The following is a 17718-nucleotide window of genomic DNA, read 5'->3' on the forward strand; positions in this document are numbered from 1 at the left end:
TGCAAGGATGAACCTGCACCAACGTATCGCCGGCTACGGCCGCAAGCTCAGCAAGAGCGAACAAATGCTGGTCGAGGAAATGCAGGCGCGCTATCCGCAGAGCTTGCTGGAATCGGCGACGGCGCTGGCCAGGCAGGTCGGCACCAGCGCTTCCACCGTGGTGCGCCTGTTGGCCAAGCTCGGCTACGAAAGCTATGCGCAGGCGCAGATGGAGGCACGCGCGGAGGTGACGGCGCGCCTGGCCTCGCCCGGCGAACGCGCGGACGCGGTGGGCGCCGACAAGCCGTCGCCGCGCGCCTGCCTGCACAACGCCTTGCTGCACGACCAGCACAACCTGAAGGAGACTTACGCGTCGATCGACGTGGCGGCTTTCGAGGCCGCCGTGCGGCTGCTGACGCAGCGCAAGGGGCGGGTGCACGTGCTGGGGCTGCGCCAGGCCGCGCCGCTGGCCAGCCACGTGGCCTTGTACCTGAACCTGTGCCTGCCTTCGGTCAGGCCCATGGTCGCCGCCGGTCCGTTGTTCCTGGAAGACCAGCTGCTCTGGATCGACGAGGCCGACGTGCTGCTGGCGTTTACCTTCAGGCGCTATTCAGTTGCCGCGGCCAAGGCGGTGCAGTACTTCCGGCAGCGCGGTGGCAAGGTGATCCTGATCACTGATTCGGCGTCGGCGCCCGCTGCGGCGTCGGCACACCACGTGCTGATCGCGCGCAGCTCCAGCGCATCGCCTTTCGATTCCTACACCGCGGCCTTTTCCGTCTGCAATGCCTTGCTCGCGGCGGTGGCGCAGCGCAGCAAACAGGCCTTGGGCGCGGCGTTGGAGCGCGGCGAAGGCTTGTGGGATGCGCAATGGATACGCCCGCCGGGCGGCTGAAAGACGCGGCTCGCACCGTTGTGCGCGGCGAGTGCCAAAGGCCTGGATTCGGACCGATTTTCGGCCATTTGGAGGCGCGGCAAGATGCGTTCGCACTACCTGCTCTAGTACTCCATAACTCCTTGAAAACATTGCTTTTCAAGCCAAAAATTTTTTGGCATATTGCGGCCGGGAAAAGCAATTTCGAGGAGCAAGGAATGGGCGCGTGGCCACAGCGTCATATTGATGGATTCGAGGTGGAATGCCAGGTCATCCGGCTGGATACCGGCATGTTGGCGATCGAGGTTGCGGTATGCCGCAGGGTGGCAGGCGAATTCGAGCGCCGCTGGTCGCTGCCGCGCTTCGTGACCTTCGAGGATCCCGGGACGGCCAGACGCCATGCCGAACTGGTGCTGTCCGGCATCGTGTCGGTGGATGAAGCCACGGGCGAACCGCGCTACGGCATCCTGTAGCGGCGGGCCCGACCCGCGGCGGCAGGCAGGTTTTTGTTTCTTTTCACACAATCGCATGCTTTGCGCTGGCGGATTTGCCCGGTACATTGGTGTAGGGTGACAACAACAAAGGAGAGTTCCATGTTTGATACTTTTCCTGTCTTGCGCCGCGCTGGCCTGGCCGCCGCGGCGATCGGTGTGGCCGGCCTGATGTTTACCGGCTGCACCACCACCAGTCCCAAATCCTCGGCAACCGCGACTGAACAGCGCCAATCGCTGAACAGTGCGGCCGACGCCACCTTGGGCAAGCTCTATCAAGCCTCGCCGCAGTCCAGGGAACTGGTCGCGCGCGCCCGGGGCGTGCTGATCTTTCCCGATGTGTTGAGCGGCAGCTTCATCATCGGCGCCGAACATGGCAAGGGCGTGCTGCGCGTGGGCAGCTCCACCGCTGGCTACTACAGCACCACGGCGGGTTCCGTCGGCTTCCAGGCGGGCGCGCAGTCCAAGGCGATGGTGCTGTTGTTCATGACGGACGAGGCGCTTGCCAAGTTCCGCAACAGCAGCGGCTGGACCGTGGGCGCCGACGCGACGGTCGCGGTCGTCAACGTGGGCGCCAATGGCCGCATCGACACCAACACGGCGCAGCAGCCCATTGTCGGTTTCGTGATGAACAACGGCGGCCTGATGGCAGGCGTGTCCCTGGCTGGCACCAAGATCTCCAAACTGGATCTTTGAGCTGCCTGCCAAGCAAAACGCCGCGGATGGTCTCCGCGGCGTTTTTGTTTGGCGCGTCAGCCGGCGCTTCAGCCCATGAGCGTATCGCCGTTGTTGCGCACCGAACTCTCGCGCTGCATTTCGGCAGCTTCGATGTCCGGGTCCAGGCCGCGCCAGCGTTTGATGCGGCCGCGATCCTGCTCGGGCTCCCAGCCGAGCAGGCCGTAGCGCGTGATTTCGGTTTGACCCGTTTCGAATTCCACTTCGAAGTAGCCCTGACGATCGGGTAGCGTGCCGCCGGGGAACCAGTCGGTTTCAGGCATGGTGTTCTCCTTGCTAGGCGATGGGAGGGGCGCCGGCGCGGGGCGCGGCGCTTTCATTGTGGAGGGGCGTCGCGGATCCCGCAAGTTGCCGCCGCGGGCCTCACGCGAGCGGGACGGCAGTGGTGTACAGCACCTGCTTCAAGGCAAAGCTGGAACGGATGCTGGCTACGCCAGGGATGCGGGTGATGTGTTCGACGATCAGCCGCTCCAGTGCGTCCACGTCGGGCACCAGGGCGCGTATCAGGTAATCGGCGTCGCCTGACATGAGGTAGCACTCCATGATTTCCGGCAGGACCGCGATCTCGCGTTCGAACACGTCCAGCGCCGCCTTGCGCTGCTTGTCCAGCGAGATCTGGATGAACACGTTGACCTTCAGGCCCAGCTTGCGGGCATTGAGCAAGGTGACGCGGCGGTCGATCAGGCCCTCGGTTTCGAGCCGGCGCACGCGCGCCAGACAGGGCGAGGCGGACAGGTTCACGCGCGCGGCGAGCTCGACATTGGTCAGCCGCGCATCGCGTTGGAGTTCGTTGAGAATTCGGATGTCGGTGGCATCCAGGTTGATTTCCGGCATAAGTCACCCAGGTATGGTCATTCAGCAATTCATCTGTGCTGAGTATGACGGGTATCGCCCTTGAATGCAGTGAAATATGCTGGGGTTAACCCTATAGACTATTCCATCGTTTGGCAATTGTGCCAAAGCGCGGAATATTCAAGCAGTAGATTGGGCAGTAATGAGTCAGCAGAGCACGTTGGGCAGGTTTTTGCCGCTGGTCGGCGCGGTAGCCATCTGGGGCGGCAATTGGCCCGTCATGAAGCTGGGGCTGACGCACATGAGCCCGCTCTGGCTGGCCGCCAGCCGCTTCGGCTCGGCCGCGCTGATCAGCGCGCTGGTGCTGGGCATGCTGGGCCGCCTGCGCCTGCCCACGCGGCAGGAAATGCCGCTGGTGGCCGGCGTGGCGCTGCTGCAGATGGGCGCGTTCACGGCGCTGGCGCTGTGGGCGATGCAATACGTGGCGCCGGGGCGCGCGTCCGTGATCGCCTACGCCACTTCCATCTGGGTCATTCCGCTGTCCTCGCTGATCCTGAAGGAACGCCTGTCGATGGCGCAATGGCTGGCGACGGCGCTGAGCTATGCCGGCATCGCCGTCATCGTCGCGCCCGCGTTCAGCCCCTGGCAGGCGCACACGGTGGTCGGCCTGGCGATGCTGCTGGGCGCGTCCTTTGCATGGGCCTGCAACATCATCCAGCTGCGCGGCTACCGGCATATCCGCCTGGGCGCGGACATGATTCCCTGGCAGACCGCCATCGCGGCGCTGCCGCTGGCCGCGCTGGCGTGGATGCGCGATGGCGCGCCCGTCTTCCTGGCGCAGCCCGAGGCATGGCCGGTGATCCTGTACACCGGCCCGCTGGCTACCGCGCTGACCTTTATTGTGGTGCTGGGGATGACGCAGAAGATGCCGCCGGTGGCGACCTCGATCGCCATGCTGTGCGTGCCGGTGATCGGGCTGATCGTTTCGTCGCTGGTATTCCAGGAGCGCATCTCGGCCGACTTGGCGCTGGGCCTGGCCCTGATCGGCGCCAGCGTGGCGGCGTCGGCGGCGGCGACGCGCTTGAAGCGGCCTTTGGCGCTGCGCGCTTCGTAGTCCGCCTGCACGCCGCCGCCGCGAAACCAGCCAGCGATGCGGTCTAGAATGTCGAGCGCCGGAACCGTTCCGGCTTCTCTAGCAGGCATGCGGCGGGTATGGATTCCTTATATGTGCTGGTCGCGGCGGGCGCCATGGCCGCCGGGTTCGTGCAGGGCCTCTCGGGCTTCGGCTTCGGCATGGTGGCCATGTCGTTCTGGGCCTGGACGATAGATCCGAAACTCGCTGCCGCCATGGTGGTGTTCGGCTCGCTGACTGGCCAGTTGCTGGCCGCCTTTACCATGCGCCGCGGATTCGCGGCGGTGCATCTGCTGCCCTTCGTGGCAGGCGGATTGCTGGGGATTCCGTTGGGCGTCAAGCTGTTGCCATACCTGGATCCGCTGATGTTCAAAGCGCTGGTGGGCGGGCTGCTGGTGGTTTGGTGTCCGGTGATGCTGTTCGCGACGCGTTTGCCCCCCATCAAGGCAGGGGGGCGATTGGCCGATGGCGTGGTGGGCGCGATGGGCGGCGTCATGGGCGGCATAGGCGGATTCACCGGCGTCATTCCTACCTTGTGGTGCACCTTGCGCCGCTTTGACCGCGACGTACAGCGCGCGGTGATCCAGAACTTCAACCTGTCGATGCTGGTTGTGACGATGGCGAGCTATGTCTACACCGGTGTGGTGACGCGCGACATGCTGCCGCTGTTCGCGGTGATCGTGCCGGCGATGCTGGTGCCAACCTTATGGGGCACGCGCGTGTACGTGGGCATCAGCGACGTGTCGTTTCGCCGCATCGTGCTGGGCCTGCTCACCGTGTCGGGCGTGGCGCTGCTGGCGTCATCCTTGCCCAAGCTGCTTGCCTAGCGTCCCTTACCGGTCATCGGGGCGGGACCGGCGACATGCTATCGTTGGGTATTCAAGAGAGAATCACCGCATGGCATTGCACCGTTTCGAGAAAGGCGAGTTGGGACATTGGCTGCGCATCGTGGCCGACAATTGCGCGCCCGGCGCCGTCCAGACCGAAGTGCCCGCGCACGTCGCGCAGGCGCTGGAGACGCTGCGTTGCATTGCAGCCGACGCCGACGGCCGCTGGCTTATCACCGAGAAGGGCAAGCTCGCCCTGCGCATGGAAGAGCCTGGCGCCATCCACGTGCGCTGACCCGCGAAATCCGATTATGTCGACAGCAGCGGCCCGGGGCCGCTCTCCGCGTTTCGCTGCGTCTTGACCGTTTGGCGCGGGAATTTCCACACAATTTGCGAATGTTTTCGCAGTATTTCGCGAGTTCGCGACTACTAGGGCCGTGCTACGGGAATTTCCTGAGACGGAATGCGCGATTTGGCTGCTTTTCGACGTATCGCAGGCCACGAGTCGCCAGTAAGATGAACTTGCGTGACGTTTGCAGGTCTATTCATTTGCGCGGGGATTCTGCCCCCGCAACGTCACGCGTGGTTCACGCGTTTAGGTAACCGACTGGGAGGTAGCACATGCAGCATCGTGACCAGGAAGTTCTGATCGACGTTTCCACAGCGGCCATGGATACCGGCGGATATGGCGTACTGCTGACGGTTACGGCCGAGGGCGGCACCGAAGTGGATGCCGCGTTTTCCCACTTGGGCAACTGCGCTTCGTTGGACGAAGCACGCGATCGCGCGGAAGTATTCGCGCAGAACTGGGTAGAGGAAAACATCTTCCGATAGGGCGCCCCGCCCTGGACGGAGCTGATTGGCTGGACCGGTCTGTGTGAGCATGACGCTTCGGAGAATACTCAAAGGTTTGCGACGAAAATTTCGGTTATCGTTGCTGCTCCAAAATCTGGGGCCCTCAGTGGGTATGCGCCGTTCCAAGATGACTGCCGCACAGACCAACTCTTCACTTGCGGAACACATCCGCGCATTCCGCGACCATTTTGATTCCGTTGTCCTGCCTCTTTGGATGGGGCAGGGTTTCAATGGCGCGCTGGGTCTGCCTTTTGAATCGCTGGACGCAGCTACCGGCCGCCCGCTGCCGGCCGAGCGCTACCGCGCCATGGCTTGCGCGCGCCAGCTCTACGTTTTTTCAGAAGCGTCTGGCGCCGCCGCGCGCGCGCATGCCGATGTGCTGTTCGAATCGCTGCGCCGCGTATTCCGCGACGAGTCCCATGGCGGATGGCGCTACAGCGTGGACGCCGCTGCACATGCGCTGGACGACACGCAGGACCTGTACACCCACGCGTTCATCGTGCTGGCCTGCGCCGCCTATTTCCGCCGCAGCCGCAATGCCGATGCGCGCAAGCTCATGTTGTCGACGTCGTCGACCATCGAGGCGCGCTTCAAGACTGCCGACGGGCTGTATCACGCGGCGCTCAGCGCCGACCTGAGCCAGCCGCTGCGCGCGCCCGCGCAGAATCCCATGATGCATCTGACCGAGGCATATCTGGCCGCGGCCCAGGTCGCGGAGCCGGCGCTGTATGCGCAGCGTCTGCGCGGCCTGGCGCAAGGCATCAGCCATTTTTTCGTGCATGCGGCCTCCCAGTGCATCTCGGAACAGCGGCAGGGTACGGCCGGCAACCGGCTGGAGCCCGGGCATCAGTTCGAGTGGCTGTCGCTGGTGCAAGGCTCGGCCGAGGTTTTCGACGGCCTGGAGCTGACGGAGTCGCTGCCGCGCGCGGTGCGCTGGTCGCGCCGCCATGGCGTGGACGCGGGCGGGGTGGCGGCATCGCTGGACGAGTCCGGCGCCGTGATCGACGATACGCGCCGGATCTGGGCGCAGACCGAGTATTTGCGGGTGCTCGGCGTGCTGGGGGATCTGCCCGCGCTGGAGGCCGGCCTGGCCATGTTCCGCGCGCGTTTCCTGCACGCTGGCGGCTGGTACGAATGCCTGGACGCGGACGGGGCGGTGGTGCGCGCGGACATGCCTTCGACCTCCCCATACCACCTGGCTACCTGCCTGTCCGCCATGCCGACCGTTGTTTAATTGTGGCGTTAACAATTATTTTTGGATTTATCGTCATATATTGATAGAAAAGTATTGGTGGAATCCCTTACAATTTGGTTACTATGTTTGTAGGGAAGCATCAATGAGCGTTATGTGCCTGGCTTGCCAACGCATTAACCCTGGGCTTGCTGGCGTTGCGCCGCATGCCCATCTGGGGCATCAGGGATTCACCAACCCGACGCAGAAGGGCCGGGAAGAAAGCCGTGAAGACCACTTCCGCTGCCTGAATTGCGGGGCGAAATGGCTGCGTGAAACCGACAAGTGGGGCGTGGACCTGGGGTTCAAGCTCGCACCCTGAGCTATTCGCTGCGCCATCCAGACGGGCTCCTCAGGAGCCCATTTTCATTTCGTCGCAGTTGTTCTCCGTCACACGAAACCACATGTTGCTTGCTGCCGCTCAACCCGGGCCGGCGGCCACCACGTCGGGATCCTGCCCGGCAGTCTCCAGCAGCCATAGCCGGAAGCAGGCCAGCGCATAGTGGTCGCGGCGCTGGGCCGGCGCGCATAAGTGATAGCCGCGGGCGATGCGTATGGGCAGGTCGGGAAACGGGGCCGCCACGCGTCCCGCCTGCAGGTCGTCGCGGACCAGGCAGCGCTGCAGCACGGCAATGCCCATGTCGGCCATGACGGCGCGGACCAGGATGGAAACCTGGTCGAAACCATTGGACAGCTGGACCGAGGCGCGCGGCACGCCAGCAGCGGCCAGCCACTGCATCCAGTTGTCCATGCCATTCGAGTGATACAGCAGCGGCTCCCCAAGCAGGCCGGCCGGGGTCTCCCAGAGTCCCTGCGCGCGCCGCGCCGCCAGCCGGGCGGGGTGGCAGATGACGACCAGTTCGCGCCCGATCACGTAATCCACCTGCCAACCCGGCCATTGCTCGGGCAGGCCGGACAGGATGCTGGCATCGGGCGTCGCGCCGGAAAAGTCCTCGTTGCGGCGGTAGGCCGCGAAGCCGAGCTGGATATCCGGATGGCGCGCGTGAAAGTCGGACAGGCGGGGCACCAGCCAGGCGCTGGCCAGCGTCGGCACCGTCGACAGCGTCAGGCGCAGGCGGCGGTCGTTGGCGCGCAACCCGGCGCTGAGCGATTCGATCTGCTGCAGCGGGCCTTGCGTGCCGTCGTACAGGCGGCGTCCGGTTTCAGTCAGGGTCAGGCCATGGGCGTTGCGATGCATCAGCGGCTGGCCGAAATGCGCTTCCAGGCGGGAAATGGCGCGGCTGACGGCGCCCTGGGTGACGCACAAGACCTCCGCGGCGCGGGTGAAGCTGCCCAGGCGTGCCGCCGTCACGAAGGCGTGCAGTTCGGACATGGAGGGCGAGTGCAGTCGCATCTAGCATGACCATTGGTAATGAAGCCGTGCAATATAGTCGTTTGAAAGGGGATCGTAAAGTTCGGACACTGGCGGCCTTGTCGACTGACCTTCAACTTTCGGAGTCATCCCCATGTCCCGCCGCCTTCTGGGCCGATCCGCGCGCTTCGCGCTCGCCGGCATGTTCGCTACCCTGTCCTTCGCCGGCATCGCCCAAGCCGCCGACTATCCCGCCCGTCCCATCAAGCTGGTGGTGCCGTTCGCCGCCGGCGGTTCGACCGACATCGTGGCGCGCCTGGTGGCCGAGTACGCCGGCCGTGACCTGAAGCAGACCATCGTGGTCGAGAACAAGGCTGGCGCCGGCGGTTCCATGGGCATGGAGCAGGTGGCCCGCGCCACGCCCGACGGCTACACCATCGGCATGGCCACGATGAGCACGCATGGCTCGAATCCGGCCGTGTTCCGCAAGATGAACTACGACCCGGTGAAGGATTTCGTGCCGGTGGCCAACGTGGTCGCCGTGCCCAGCATCTTCGCGATCAACCCGGGTCTCCCGGCCAAGAACATGGCCGAGTTCGTGGCCCTGGCCAAGAAGCAGCCGGAACGCTATAGCTTCGCTTCGCCGGGCGTGGGTTCGCTGGGTCACGTGAACATCGAGAATTTCATGATGCTGTCCGGCATCAAGCTGCTGCACGTGCCGTACCGCGGAGCCGGTCCGGCGCTGAACGACGTGATGGGCGGCCAGGTGGACGCGATCACCGACAACCTGTCCTCGACCCTGCCGCAGGTGCAGGGCGGCAAGCTGCGCGCGCTGGCCGTGCTGGGCGCCGAACGCTCGCCGCTGCTGCCCGACGTGCCGACCTACATCGAGCTGGGCTACCCCGACATGGGCACGGGCGGCTGGTTCGGCCTGGTGGCGCCCGCCGGCACCCCGCCGGCCGTGATCGAGCGCCTGAACAAGGCGGTGCGCGCCGCCCAGGACGATCCGGAATTCCGCAAGAAGGCCGAGGAAGTGGGTGGTACGCTGGTGCGCACCACGCCCCAGGAATTCGAGGCGCAGATCCAGCAGGCCCTGGCGCGCTACGCCAAGGTCGCCAAGACTGCCAACATTCAGGCTGATTGACGATGACCCACGCCGACTTCGACGCTGTTTCCGTACACGAGCCCACCGGCCCGGCCTTGCCGCTGGTTTGCGATTCGCCGCATAGCGGCGAGCGCTATCCCGACGATTTCGGCGCCGCGGCCACCCTGGCGCAATTGCGCCAGGGCGAGGACACGCACGTGGACGCGTTGTGGTCGGCGGCGCCGGCCCTGGGCGCGACGCTGATTGCCGCGAACTTTCCGCGCGTCTATATCGATCCGAACCGCACGCTGCAGGACCTGGACCCGGAGCTGCTGGCGCAGCCCTGGCCCGAACCGCTGGACCCGGGCGAGAAGACGCGCCTGGGCAAGGGTTTGATCTGGCGCAGGATGGACAAGTCCACGCCGATCTACGATCGCAAGCTGACGCTGGCCGAAGTGCGCCACCGCATCCAGGCGTACTACGAGCCCTACCATGCTGCGCTGTCCCAGGCGATTCAGCAGGTGCGGCAGCGTTTTGGCGCGGTCTGGCATCTGAACCTGCATTCCATGCCCAACGACGCCTACGAGCGCCTGGGCCGCCAGAGCGAGCATCCGCTGGCGGACTTCGTGCTGGGCGATCGCGACGGCACGACCTGCGAACCCGAGTTCATCGCCCTGATCGAGACCGCCTTGCGCGACAAGGGTTACACCGTGGCGCGCAACGACCCCTACAAGGGCGTGCAGCTGATCGCGCAGATCGGCCAGCCGGCCTTGAACCGCCACAGCCTGCAGGTGGAAATCCGCCGTCCGCTGTACATGGACGAAGCCACGCGCGAGCGCAACTCGGGCTTTGCGCCGCTGCAGACCGACCTGTCCGACGTGCTGGCCCAGGTGGCGGCCTACGTGCGCGCGCGCCAGGCGGCGCCGGCTTAAGTTTCCCCGCGGCTGGCCGTAGTCGGTAACAAGGAACCGCGCTTTTTTTGGGCGCGGCCACACGGAACCGCAATGGCTGAGAAGATCATCAACGGATTTTCGGTGCTCGCGTACGCGACCCAACCCGAGGGGCGCGTGCCGCCGCGCGCTTTCATCGAAACGCGGCGGCTGCCGAAGAAAAAGAGCCAGGCCGAACTGGACGCGCAAGCCGCGACCCAGGCTGATGCCTCAGCGCCGCCGGATGAAGCCGCGCAGCAGGAAGCCGAGCCCGACACCCAGGCTTTCGAGATCTTTATCAGCCGACGCTTCCGCAGCACGGTCGAGGCCATGTCGGCCGCGCGCAACGCGCTGGACCGCGTCAAGCTGGTCGATGAGGACGGCGTTCCGGACCACTTGCCCGAATAGTCCGGCCATGGGGCGGCAACGCGCCGCTCATATTGTTATCCCGCCTTTGTATTTGTCGAGCCCCAGAGCGCAGGCCGATGATGCCGCATGGCAAGCATCGCCATGGGGTCGTTCCGGATAGACGCCGCGAACATTGGCCGCGGCGCTTGCCCGAACACATGCCAACTCCAAGCGAGGCAGTCAGAAAGAAAGCCTCAGGTCAGCGTGCTGCGCATCAGGATCTCGGTCAGCGCACGTGTGGGCTTGTTGGGCGCGGGCGCCGAGATCACGATGAATTCCACCTGTGGCAGCGCAGGCAGCTGCGCGGCGCCCGCCGGAGCGGCAAGGCCCAGGGTGGACAGGTGCGAAGGCTGCACCGTGATGCCCAGGCCGGCGCGGGCGGCCGCCTGGCAGCCCGCGTAGCTGGTGCTGGTGCACACGATCTGCCAGCTGCGGCCGGCGCGGGCCAGGGCGTCCAGCGTCAGGCTGCGGGTCACGCTGGGTTCGCGCAGCAGGATCAGCGGCAGCGGCTCGCCGGGCGCCAAGCGCAGGCCTTCCTTGGCCTGCCACAGCAGGGCTTCCTTGTGCAGGGTCTGGCCGCGCCGGTCGCCCTTGCGGCGCTTGCCTATCATGACGTCCAGGCCATTGTCGTCCAGCAGCTTGTAGAGCTCGCTGGTGACGCCGATGGTCAGGTCCAGTTCCACCTCGGGGTGGGCCAGCCGGAAGGCGGCCAGCACGTCGGGCAGCGGGCCCATCGCCAGGTCGTCCGAGGTGCCCAGGCGCACGCGCCCGCGCAGGCGGGGCGCGTCGAACAGGCGCTCGGCACGCTCGTGCGCGTCAAGGATGATCTGCGCATGCACCAGCAGGCTGCGGCCGTCGCTGGTGAGCGCGAGCGAGTGCGTGTCGCGCTGGAACAGGCGCCGGTTCAGGGCCTGTTCCAGCTGACGGATGTGCTCGCTGACCGTGGGCTGGGTCAGCCCCAGCCGCCGGGCGGTTTCGGTGAAGCTGGGCGCGGCGGCGGCAGCGGCGAAGGTCTTGAGCCACAGGGGATTGAGCATGGCGGCCTGGTCATAGGAAAGTCCGATGACAGTTAAAGTACCTAGTGGGCTTCACGATGGCAAGCGCCGTGCCTATAGTTTCCGCAATCCCTACGGAAACCTCTGCCATGCGCCGCTTCCTGCCCGACCAATTCACGCTCATCCTGATCGCCACGGTGGTCTTCGCCAGCTTTTTCCCGGCCGTGGGCAAGGGCGCGGCGTTCATGACCGTGGCCAGCAACATCGCCATTTCGCTGCTGTTCTTCCTGCACGGCGCCCGGCTGTCCACCGATGCCATCGTGGCCGGCGTGAAGGACGTGCGCCTGCACGCGCTGATCCTGGCTTGCACCTTCCTGCTGTTTCCCGCGCTGGGGCTGGGTTTGCGGGCGCTGTTTCCCAACCTGTTGACGCCGTCGCTGTGGCTGGGCGTGCTGTTCGTCTGCACCCTGTCGTCCACCGTGCAGTCGTCGATCGCCTTCACCTCCATGGCGCGCGGCAATGTGCCGGGCGCGATCTGCGCGGCCACCGCGTCGAACCTGCTGGGCACGGTGCTGACGCCGCTGCTGGTGGCGGTGCTGCTGCACCGCCAGGGCGGGGGCCACGGGCTGGCCGACGCCGGCCGCATCCTGCTGCAGCTGCTGCTGCCGTTCGCGGTGGGCAGCCTGCTGCGGCCCTGGATCGGCGCCTGGGCCCAGCGCAACAACCGCACGCTGTCGAAAGTGGACCGCAGTTCGATCCTGCTGGCTGTCTACACCGCGTTCAGCGAGGCGGTGGCGCAGGGCATCTGGCACGCGTTCCCGCCCATCGACCTGGCCTCCATGGTGCTGGTGAACGCCTTGTTGCTGGGAACGGTGCTGCTGATCACGACCTGGGGCAGCCGCAAGCTGGGGCTGTCCAAGGAAAACGAGATCACGCTGGTGTTCTGCGGCTCGAAGAAGTCGCTGGCCTCGGGCATTCCGCTGGCCACGGTGCTGTTCGGCACCTCGCAGATGGGCGTGGTGGTGCTGCCGCTGATGATCTTCCACCAGATGCAGCTGATGGTCTGCGCGGTGCTGGCGCGGCGCTACGCGGAACGGCAGGCGCCGGCGGAAGCGGCGGCGGCGCGGGCGTGAAATCCGCGCAAGGGTCCTGCTGGAGCGTACCGTTCTAGGCGGCCGCGTCTTCCCAAGGACGGATCTTGCCGGCCGGCTGCCAGTAGACTGCGCCGTCGCGTTCCTCGACGGCCAACGCGGTCAGTCGGCCGTTCTTACAGGGGCCGCCCACGCATAGCCCCGTGTCCGGCTGGTAGGTGGCGCCGTGGCGCGCGCACATGATCAGGTCGCCGGCGCGGGTGAAGAAGCTGCCTTCCCAATCCAGTTCCACGCCGACGTGCGCGCAGCGGTTCAGATAGCCGTGCACGCGGTCCTGATAGCGCACGAAGAAGGCCGTGGTGCGGCCGGCGGCATCCGACACGGGGAGCTTCACGCCCAGGCCGCCGTTGGCGAGATCGGAGGAAGCGCAGACGCGGACGGCGGGGAAGGGGGCTGAATCCTGCATGGTGGGCCTGGAAATCAAAGGGTGCGATGTTCGGACAGGGGGGGAGGGCTTGTCAATCCGGCGCGCCGGTCAGGGCGCTTTGCTGCTGGCGGGCCCACATGCCGGCGTAGATGCCGTCCTGCGCCAGCAGCTGCGCATGGCGGCCGCGTTCGACGATGCGGCCCTCGGCCAGCACGATGATCTCGTCCGCATCCGCCACGGTGGACAGGCGGTGGGCGATGATCAGCGTGCTGCGGCCCTGGCTGACTTCGCGCAGATTGGCCTGGATTTCGCGTTCGGTGTGGGTGTCCAGCGCGCTGGTGGCTTCGTCGAACAGGAAGATGGGCGGGTTCTTCAGGATGGTCCGGGCGATCGCCACGCGCTGCTTTTCGCCGCCGGACAGCTTCAGCCCGCGTTCGCCCACCATGGTCTGGTAGCCGTCCGGCATGGCCATGATCAGGTCGTGGATATGGGCCAGGCGCGCCGCCGCCTGGATCTCGTCCTCGCTGGCGCCGGGGCGGCCGTAACCGATGTTGTAGAGGATGGTGTCGTTGAACAGCACGGTGTCCTGCGGCACGACGCCGATCGCGGCGCGCAGGCTGGCCTGGGTCACGCTGCGCACGTCCTGGCCGTCGATGAGGATCGCGCCGCCGTCGGCGTCGTAGAAGCGGAACAGCAGGCGCGCGATGGTCGATTTGCCGGCGCCGGAGGTGCCGACGACGGCCACGGTCCTGCCCGCGGGGATGGTGAAGCTGACGCCCTTCAGGATGGGGCGGCGCGCGTCGTAGCCGAAATGCACGTCGCGGAACTCCACTGCGCCGCCTGCCACGCGCAGGGGCTGCGCATCGGGCCGGTCGGCCACTTCGCGGTCCTGTCCCAGCAGTTCGAACATGCGCTCCATGTCGATGATGGCTTGCTTGATCTCGCGGTAGACGAAGCCGAAGAAGCTCAGCGGCTGGTACAGCTGCAGCAGGTAGGTGTTGACCAGCACGAAATCGCCCAGCGTGTAGCGGCCCTCGGCGATGCCGGTGGCAGCCATCCACATGACCAGGGTGAGGCCCACCGAGATGATGGCGGCCTGGCCGATGTTGAGGATGGACAGGCTGACCTGGCTGCGCACGGCGGCGCGTTCATAGCGCTTGAGCGACGCGTCGTAGCGGCGCGCCTCGTGTTCCTCGTTGCCGAAGTATTTGACCGTCTCGTAGTTCAGCAGGCTCTCGATGGCCTTGGTGTTGGCCTCGGAGTCGGTTTCGTTCATCTGGCGCCGGAACTTGGCGCGCCATTCCGTGACCAGCAGCGTGTACGCCATGTACAGCGTGACGGTGGCGCCGGTGGCCAGCGCCAGCCAGATGTCGAACATCTTCCACAGCACCACGCAGACCAGCCCGATCTCGAAGAAGGTCGGCAGGATGCTGAAGAGCAGGAACGACAGCAGGGTCTGGATGCCCTTGGTGCCGCGCTCGATGGCGCGGTTCAGGCCGCCGGTCTGGCGCGTCAGGTGAAAGCGCAGCGCCAGCGCATGCAAGTGGCGAAAGACCTGCAGGCCGACCGCGCGGATGGCGTGCTGCCCGACGCGCGCGAAGATGGCGTCGCGCAGTTCCGAGAACAGCAGCGAAAGCACCCGGGCCGTGCCATAGGCCAGGATCAGGCCCAGCGGCACGGTGACGGAACCCGGGGCGCCCTGGCCCAGCTCGTCGATGGCGTGCTTGTACAGCAGCGGGACATAGACCGTGGCGACCTTGGCCGCGAACAGGCACAGCAGGGCCGCGATCACCCGCGTTTTCAGGCCCGTCTCGCCGGGCGGCCAGAGATAGGGAAAGAGGGTGCGCAGGGTGGAAAAGCCGCCGCGGCGTTCGGGCCGCGTGTCAGGAGCGTTCATGGTCAGGGGGGATGCATGGGCCGTCGGGCCGTCGGAAGCGCATTATCGGCCACAGGCGCCAATTCTGCCGCAGCACCGCGCCCAGGGGCGAAAACGCCTGCTTTGGCAGAGGGCATTCAGGGATTTTGCGGCTCTGGGGGTAATATCGGCCTCACGACCCCTGGGATGTGTAGACCTCTCCCGGGGGTTTTCAATCCGGCATGGTGACTCGGGCGCAGCCTGGCGGGCCCGTTCTTTACTGTCTCAACCAAGGATGAAGCCTGGCTGCCCCTTGGTTGCGCGACCCGGCGCATATTCGCCGCGCGGACGTCGCGTCGCAAGCTACGGAGGGTCTTATGGCGAAAGTACCGGCAATGCAATTGAACGACGGCGGCAAGATTCCCCAGTTGGGCCTGGGCGTCTGGCAGGTGCCGAACGATCAGGCCGCCGCAAGCGTGAAAGAGGCGCTGGCGGCAGGCTACCGCTCGGTGGACACCGCGGCCATCTATGGCAACGAGGCTGGCGTGGGCGCGGGCTTGCGCGCGGCCGGCGTGGCGCGCAAGGATCTGTACGTCACGACCAAGCTCTGGAACGACAGGCACGGCTACGACGAGGCCCATAAGGCCATGGACGAGAGCCTCGAAAAGCTGGGCCTGGCCTATGTGGACCTGTACCTGATCCATTGGCCCGTCGCCGGCAGCACGAAGTTCCTGGATGCCTGGAAGGCCATGATCGAAATGAAGGAAGACGGCCGCGCGCGCTCGATCGGCGTGTCCAACTTCACCCAGGCCAACCTGGAGCGGCTGCTCGACGCGTCTGGCGTGACGCCGGCCGTGAACCAGGTGGAACTGCACCCCGGCTTCACCCAGCAGGCGCTGCGGGCTTTCCACGCCAAGCACGGCATCGCGACGGAGTCATGGAGCCCCTTGGCCCAGGGCGGCGTGGCCAAGGACAAGGTCATCCTGGAATTGGCCAGGAAGCACGGCAAGTCGCCGGCCCAGGTGACGCTGCGCTGGCATCTGCAGCACGATCTGATCGTGATCCCGAAGTCGGTGACGCCCGCCCGCATCCGCGAGAACATCGACGTCTTCGACTTCGAACTGTCGGCGGCCGACATGGCCGCCATCGACGGCATCAAGCAAGGCGCGCGCCTGGGGCCGGACCCCGAGACCTTCGGCAAATAATGCCGGACGCCGGCACGGGCCTGGCGGTCGCGTCTAGCGCTGCAGCGGGAACACCCAGTAGCGCACGATGACCGCCAGCAGGATGGCCAGGGCGATCCAGGACGCCCAGTGCCAGCCTCCCGTGCCCAGCAGGGCGGCCAGCAGGCCGAACACGCTGAGCACGCCCAGCAGGATCGGCGCGCCCCAGACAAACATGAAACCACGGGCCGTCTTGCTCATGCGGGAGTCCTTTTCGGGATGGTGGCGGCCTGGTGCTTGCGCACGAGTTCGGCGATGCGCGCCTCGGTGGCGCGGCGGCGGGCCAGCCAGAGATAGAGGCCGCTGACCAGCACGATGATGGTGATGACGTCCAGCAGCGCCCAGATGATCTTCAGCGGCATGCCGCCGTAATCGCCGAAGTGCAGGGGCCGCGACAGTTCCAGCGCGGTCAGGTACCAGGGCATCTTGGCCACGGTGGTCAGTTCGCCGGTCTTGCCGTCCACCAGCACGGGCGTATTCAGCTTGGAGGTAAGCGGCGTGTCGCCGCGCATCCAGGTGATGTAGTGGTGGGGACTGCCGAAGGCGTTGCCGGGGAAGGCGATGAACGATACCTCGTTGCCGGGCAGCGCCTTTCTGGCCGTATCGGCCGCGCCTTGGGCCGAGGCCAGCTCGGTGGGGACGCTCTGGCCCTTGTAGGGTTCCAGGATGCGCACCAGTTCGGTGGACTGCCACAGGCGGAACAGCGGCGTGGAGAGTTCGTTGATCACGCCGGTCACGCCCACCACGAAGGCCCAGACCAGCGTCACGATGCCCAGCAGGTTGTGCAGGTCCAGCCATTTCAGGCGGGTGGAGCGGGCGACGCGTACCGTGCCGAATTCCAGCTTCTTCATGAAGGGGCCATAGAGCACCACGCCGGAAACGATCGCCACGCAGAACAGCAGCCCCATGAAGCCCAGGAACAGCTCGCCGGGCAGCCCCGCGAACAGGTCCACGTGCAACGCCAGCATGATGCCCATGAAGGAAAATTTGTCCTGGGTGTAGAGCGGGCCGTCCAGCAGCACGTCGCCGGTGCGGGCGTCCATGCGCACCGCGTGGCCGGATACCTGGCCGTCGCCGGGCGTTTTCGCCATGCCCACGTAGACCTGCGGCTCGTCGGGATCGAAGAACAGATAGTCGACGACCTCGCCCGGATACATGGCGCGGGCGCTGCCGACCAGCTTGTCCAGGTCGGCGCGAGGGGTCGAGGCCGGCACGTCGGACAGCGGCTTGCCGTCGTCGAGCCAATGTTCGATCTCGTGGTGGAACACCAGCGGCAAGCCGGTAAGACAGATGACGAGCAGGAATATCGTGCAGACCAGGCTGGTCCATTTATGGACCAGATACCAGGTTTTGATGGTGGACGCGGCAGTCATGGGGGAGGGCGGGGCCCTTGCAGGCGCGGATTTGAGAAAGCTGAATATTATCGCGAATGGTTTCGATTCTCGTAACCAAATTTTGACCATGACGGGGCAAAAGGGGAT

At 65.9% G+C, this 17718-nt stretch carries 22 protein-coding genes; 14 read left to right on the plus strand and 8 right to left on the minus strand.

The window, feature by feature from the left end:
• The first annotated feature begins 7 nt into the window (after positions 1-7).
• The 3 genes from ACM1PE_RS07385 to ACM1PE_RS07395 all read left to right on the plus strand — a co-directional run bounded on the left by ACM1PE_RS07385 (position 8) and on the right by ACM1PE_RS07395 (position 2037).
• Positions 8-871 (plus strand): MurR/RpiR family transcriptional regulator, encoded by an 864-nt coding sequence (locus ACM1PE_RS07385; protein ID WP_251880854.1) that lies wholly within the window; start codon positions 8-10, stop codon positions 869-871.
• On the plus strand, positions 847-1323 hold the full coding sequence (locus ACM1PE_RS07390) for a hypothetical protein (protein WP_251880851.1): 477 nt from the start codon (positions 847-849) through the stop codon (positions 1321-1323). Before ACM1PE_RS07385 ends, ACM1PE_RS07390 begins: the two co-directional genes overlap by 25 nt.
• A 120-nt stretch (positions 1324-1443) precedes the next feature.
• Entirely contained in the window at positions 1444-2037 is a 594-nt protein-coding gene (locus tag ACM1PE_RS07395; protein ID WP_059378409.1) for a YSC84-related protein, read from the plus strand.
• 68 nt (positions 2038-2105) lie between these two features.
• Here ACM1PE_RS07395 and ACM1PE_RS07400 read toward each other — a convergent pair whose 3' ends face one another.
• Together ACM1PE_RS07400 and ACM1PE_RS07405 are read right to left on the minus strand one after the other, a co-directional pair.
• Positions 2106-2339, minus strand: a complete 234-nt coding sequence (locus ACM1PE_RS07400) for a hypothetical protein (protein WP_059378407.1) — start codon at positions 2337-2339, stop codon at positions 2106-2108.
• Between the two features lie 100 nt (positions 2340-2439).
• The gene (locus ACM1PE_RS07405) at positions 2440-2910 is read right to left on the minus strand and encodes an Lrp/AsnC family transcriptional regulator (RefSeq protein WP_006226939.1); all 471 of its coding nucleotides are present in this window, start codon (positions 2908-2910) and stop codon (positions 2440-2442) included.
• A 160-nt stretch (positions 2911-3070) separates the two neighbouring features.
• Here ACM1PE_RS07405 and ACM1PE_RS07410 point away from each other — a divergent pair, with 160 nt between their 5' ends.
• From ACM1PE_RS07410 to ACM1PE_RS07435, 6 genes are all read left to right on the plus strand, one after another.
• Entirely contained in the window at positions 3071-3982 is a 912-nt protein-coding gene (locus ACM1PE_RS07410; protein ID WP_059378405.1) for a DMT family transporter, read from the plus strand.
• Positions 3983-4080: 98 nt separating this feature from the next.
• Positions 4081-4827 carry a sulfite exporter TauE/SafE family protein gene (locus tag ACM1PE_RS07415; protein WP_059378404.1) on the plus strand — a complete coding sequence of 249 codons (747 nt, stop codon included), beginning with the start codon at positions 4081-4083 and terminating at the stop codon, positions 4825-4827.
• A gap of 70 nt (positions 4828-4897) precedes the next feature.
• Positions 4898-5122 (plus strand): hypothetical protein, encoded by a 225-nt coding sequence (locus ACM1PE_RS07420; protein WP_059378402.1) that lies wholly within the window; start codon positions 4898-4900, stop codon positions 5120-5122.
• 326 nt (positions 5123-5448) lie between these two features.
• Positions 5449-5661, plus strand: coding sequence for a hypothetical protein (locus ACM1PE_RS07425; RefSeq protein ID WP_008159938.1), 213 nt, complete (start codon positions 5449-5451; stop codon positions 5659-5661).
• Positions 5662-5809: 148 nt separating this feature from the next.
• A complete protein-coding gene (locus tag ACM1PE_RS07430; protein ID WP_059378425.1) occupies positions 5810-6916 on the plus strand; it encodes an AGE family epimerase/isomerase in 1107 nt (368 codons plus the stop codon).
• Positions 6917-7019: 103 nt separating this feature from the next.
• Positions 7020-7235 (plus strand): hypothetical protein, encoded by a 216-nt coding sequence (locus ACM1PE_RS07435; RefSeq protein WP_042792993.1) that lies wholly within the window; start codon positions 7020-7022, stop codon positions 7233-7235.
• A 99-nt stretch (positions 7236-7334) separates the two neighbouring features.
• Here the strand turns inward: ACM1PE_RS07435 and ACM1PE_RS07440 are convergent, their stop codons facing one another.
• Entirely contained in the window at positions 7335-8267 is a 933-nt protein-coding gene (locus ACM1PE_RS07440) for a LysR substrate-binding domain-containing protein (RefSeq protein WP_118933303.1), read from the minus strand.
• Positions 8268-8379: 112 nt separating this feature from the next.
• Here ACM1PE_RS07440 and ACM1PE_RS07445 point away from each other — a divergent pair, with 112 nt between their 5' ends.
• The 3 genes from ACM1PE_RS07445 (at position 8380) to ACM1PE_RS07455 (ending at position 10646) form a co-directional block, all read left to right on the plus strand.
• Entirely contained in the window at positions 8380-9369 is a 990-nt protein-coding gene (locus ACM1PE_RS07445) for a Bug family tripartite tricarboxylate transporter substrate binding protein (protein WP_054458219.1), read from the plus strand.
• A 2-nt stretch (positions 9370-9371) separates the two neighbouring features.
• Positions 9372-10241 (plus strand): N-formylglutamate amidohydrolase, encoded by an 870-nt coding sequence (locus tag ACM1PE_RS07450; RefSeq protein ID WP_251880846.1) that lies wholly within the window; start codon positions 9372-9374, stop codon positions 10239-10241.
• Between the two features lie 72 nt (positions 10242-10313).
• Positions 10314-10646 carry a hypothetical protein gene (locus ACM1PE_RS07455; RefSeq protein WP_059378397.1) on the plus strand — a complete coding sequence of 111 codons (333 nt, stop codon included), beginning with the start codon at positions 10314-10316 and terminating at the stop codon, positions 10644-10646.
• 194 nt (positions 10647-10840) lie between these two features.
• Here the strand turns inward: ACM1PE_RS07455 and ACM1PE_RS07460 are convergent, their stop codons facing one another.
• Positions 10841-11683, minus strand: coding sequence for a LysR family transcriptional regulator (locus ACM1PE_RS07460; protein WP_059378396.1), 843 nt, complete (start codon positions 11681-11683; stop codon positions 10841-10843).
• 107 nt (positions 11684-11790) lie between these two features.
• On the opposite strand from ACM1PE_RS07460, the gene ACM1PE_RS07465 reads away from it, so the two are divergent.
• Positions 11791-12774 (plus strand): bile acid:sodium symporter family protein, encoded by a 984-nt coding sequence (locus ACM1PE_RS07465; RefSeq protein ID WP_059378394.1) that lies wholly within the window; start codon positions 11791-11793, stop codon positions 12772-12774.
• Between the two features lie 34 nt (positions 12775-12808).
• On the opposite strand, the gene ACM1PE_RS07470 is transcribed toward ACM1PE_RS07465, so the two are convergent.
• Together ACM1PE_RS07470 and ACM1PE_RS07475 are read right to left on the minus strand one after the other, a co-directional pair.
• Positions 12809-13198, minus strand: a complete 390-nt coding sequence (locus ACM1PE_RS07470; protein ID WP_419342860.1) for a Rieske (2Fe-2S) protein — start codon at positions 13196-13198, stop codon at positions 12809-12811.
• A gap of 52 nt (positions 13199-13250) precedes the next feature.
• Positions 13251-15056, minus strand: a complete 1806-nt coding sequence (locus ACM1PE_RS07475) for an ABCB family ABC transporter ATP-binding protein/permease (RefSeq protein ID WP_059378392.1) — start codon at positions 15054-15056, stop codon at positions 13251-13253.
• Between the two features lie 335 nt (positions 15057-15391).
• Here ACM1PE_RS07475 and ACM1PE_RS07480 point away from each other — a divergent pair, with 335 nt between their 5' ends.
• A complete protein-coding gene (locus ACM1PE_RS07480; protein WP_059378391.1) occupies positions 15392-16219 on the plus strand; it encodes an aldo/keto reductase in 828 nt (275 codons plus the stop codon).
• Positions 16220-16252: 33 nt separating this feature from the next.
• On the opposite strand, the gene ACM1PE_RS07485 is transcribed toward ACM1PE_RS07480, so the two are convergent.
• Both ACM1PE_RS07485 and ACM1PE_RS07490 read right to left on the minus strand, forming a co-directional pair.
• The gene (locus ACM1PE_RS07485; protein ID WP_054458208.1) at positions 16253-16438 is read right to left on the minus strand and encodes a hypothetical protein; all 186 of its coding nucleotides are present in this window, start codon (positions 16436-16438) and stop codon (positions 16253-16255) included.
• A complete protein-coding gene (locus tag ACM1PE_RS07490; protein ID WP_419342862.1) occupies positions 16435-17610 on the minus strand; it encodes a PepSY-associated TM helix domain-containing protein in 1176 nt (391 codons plus the stop codon). Before ACM1PE_RS07490 ends, ACM1PE_RS07485 begins: the two co-directional genes overlap by 4 nt.
• Positions 17611-17718: the final 108 nt, after the last annotated feature.

Origin of the sequence: Achromobacter sp. PD1, assembly GCF_048541815.1 — a bacterium.
Classification (GTDB): domain Bacteria; phylum Pseudomonadota; class Gammaproteobacteria; order Burkholderiales; family Burkholderiaceae_B; genus Achromobacter; species Achromobacter bronchisepticus_A.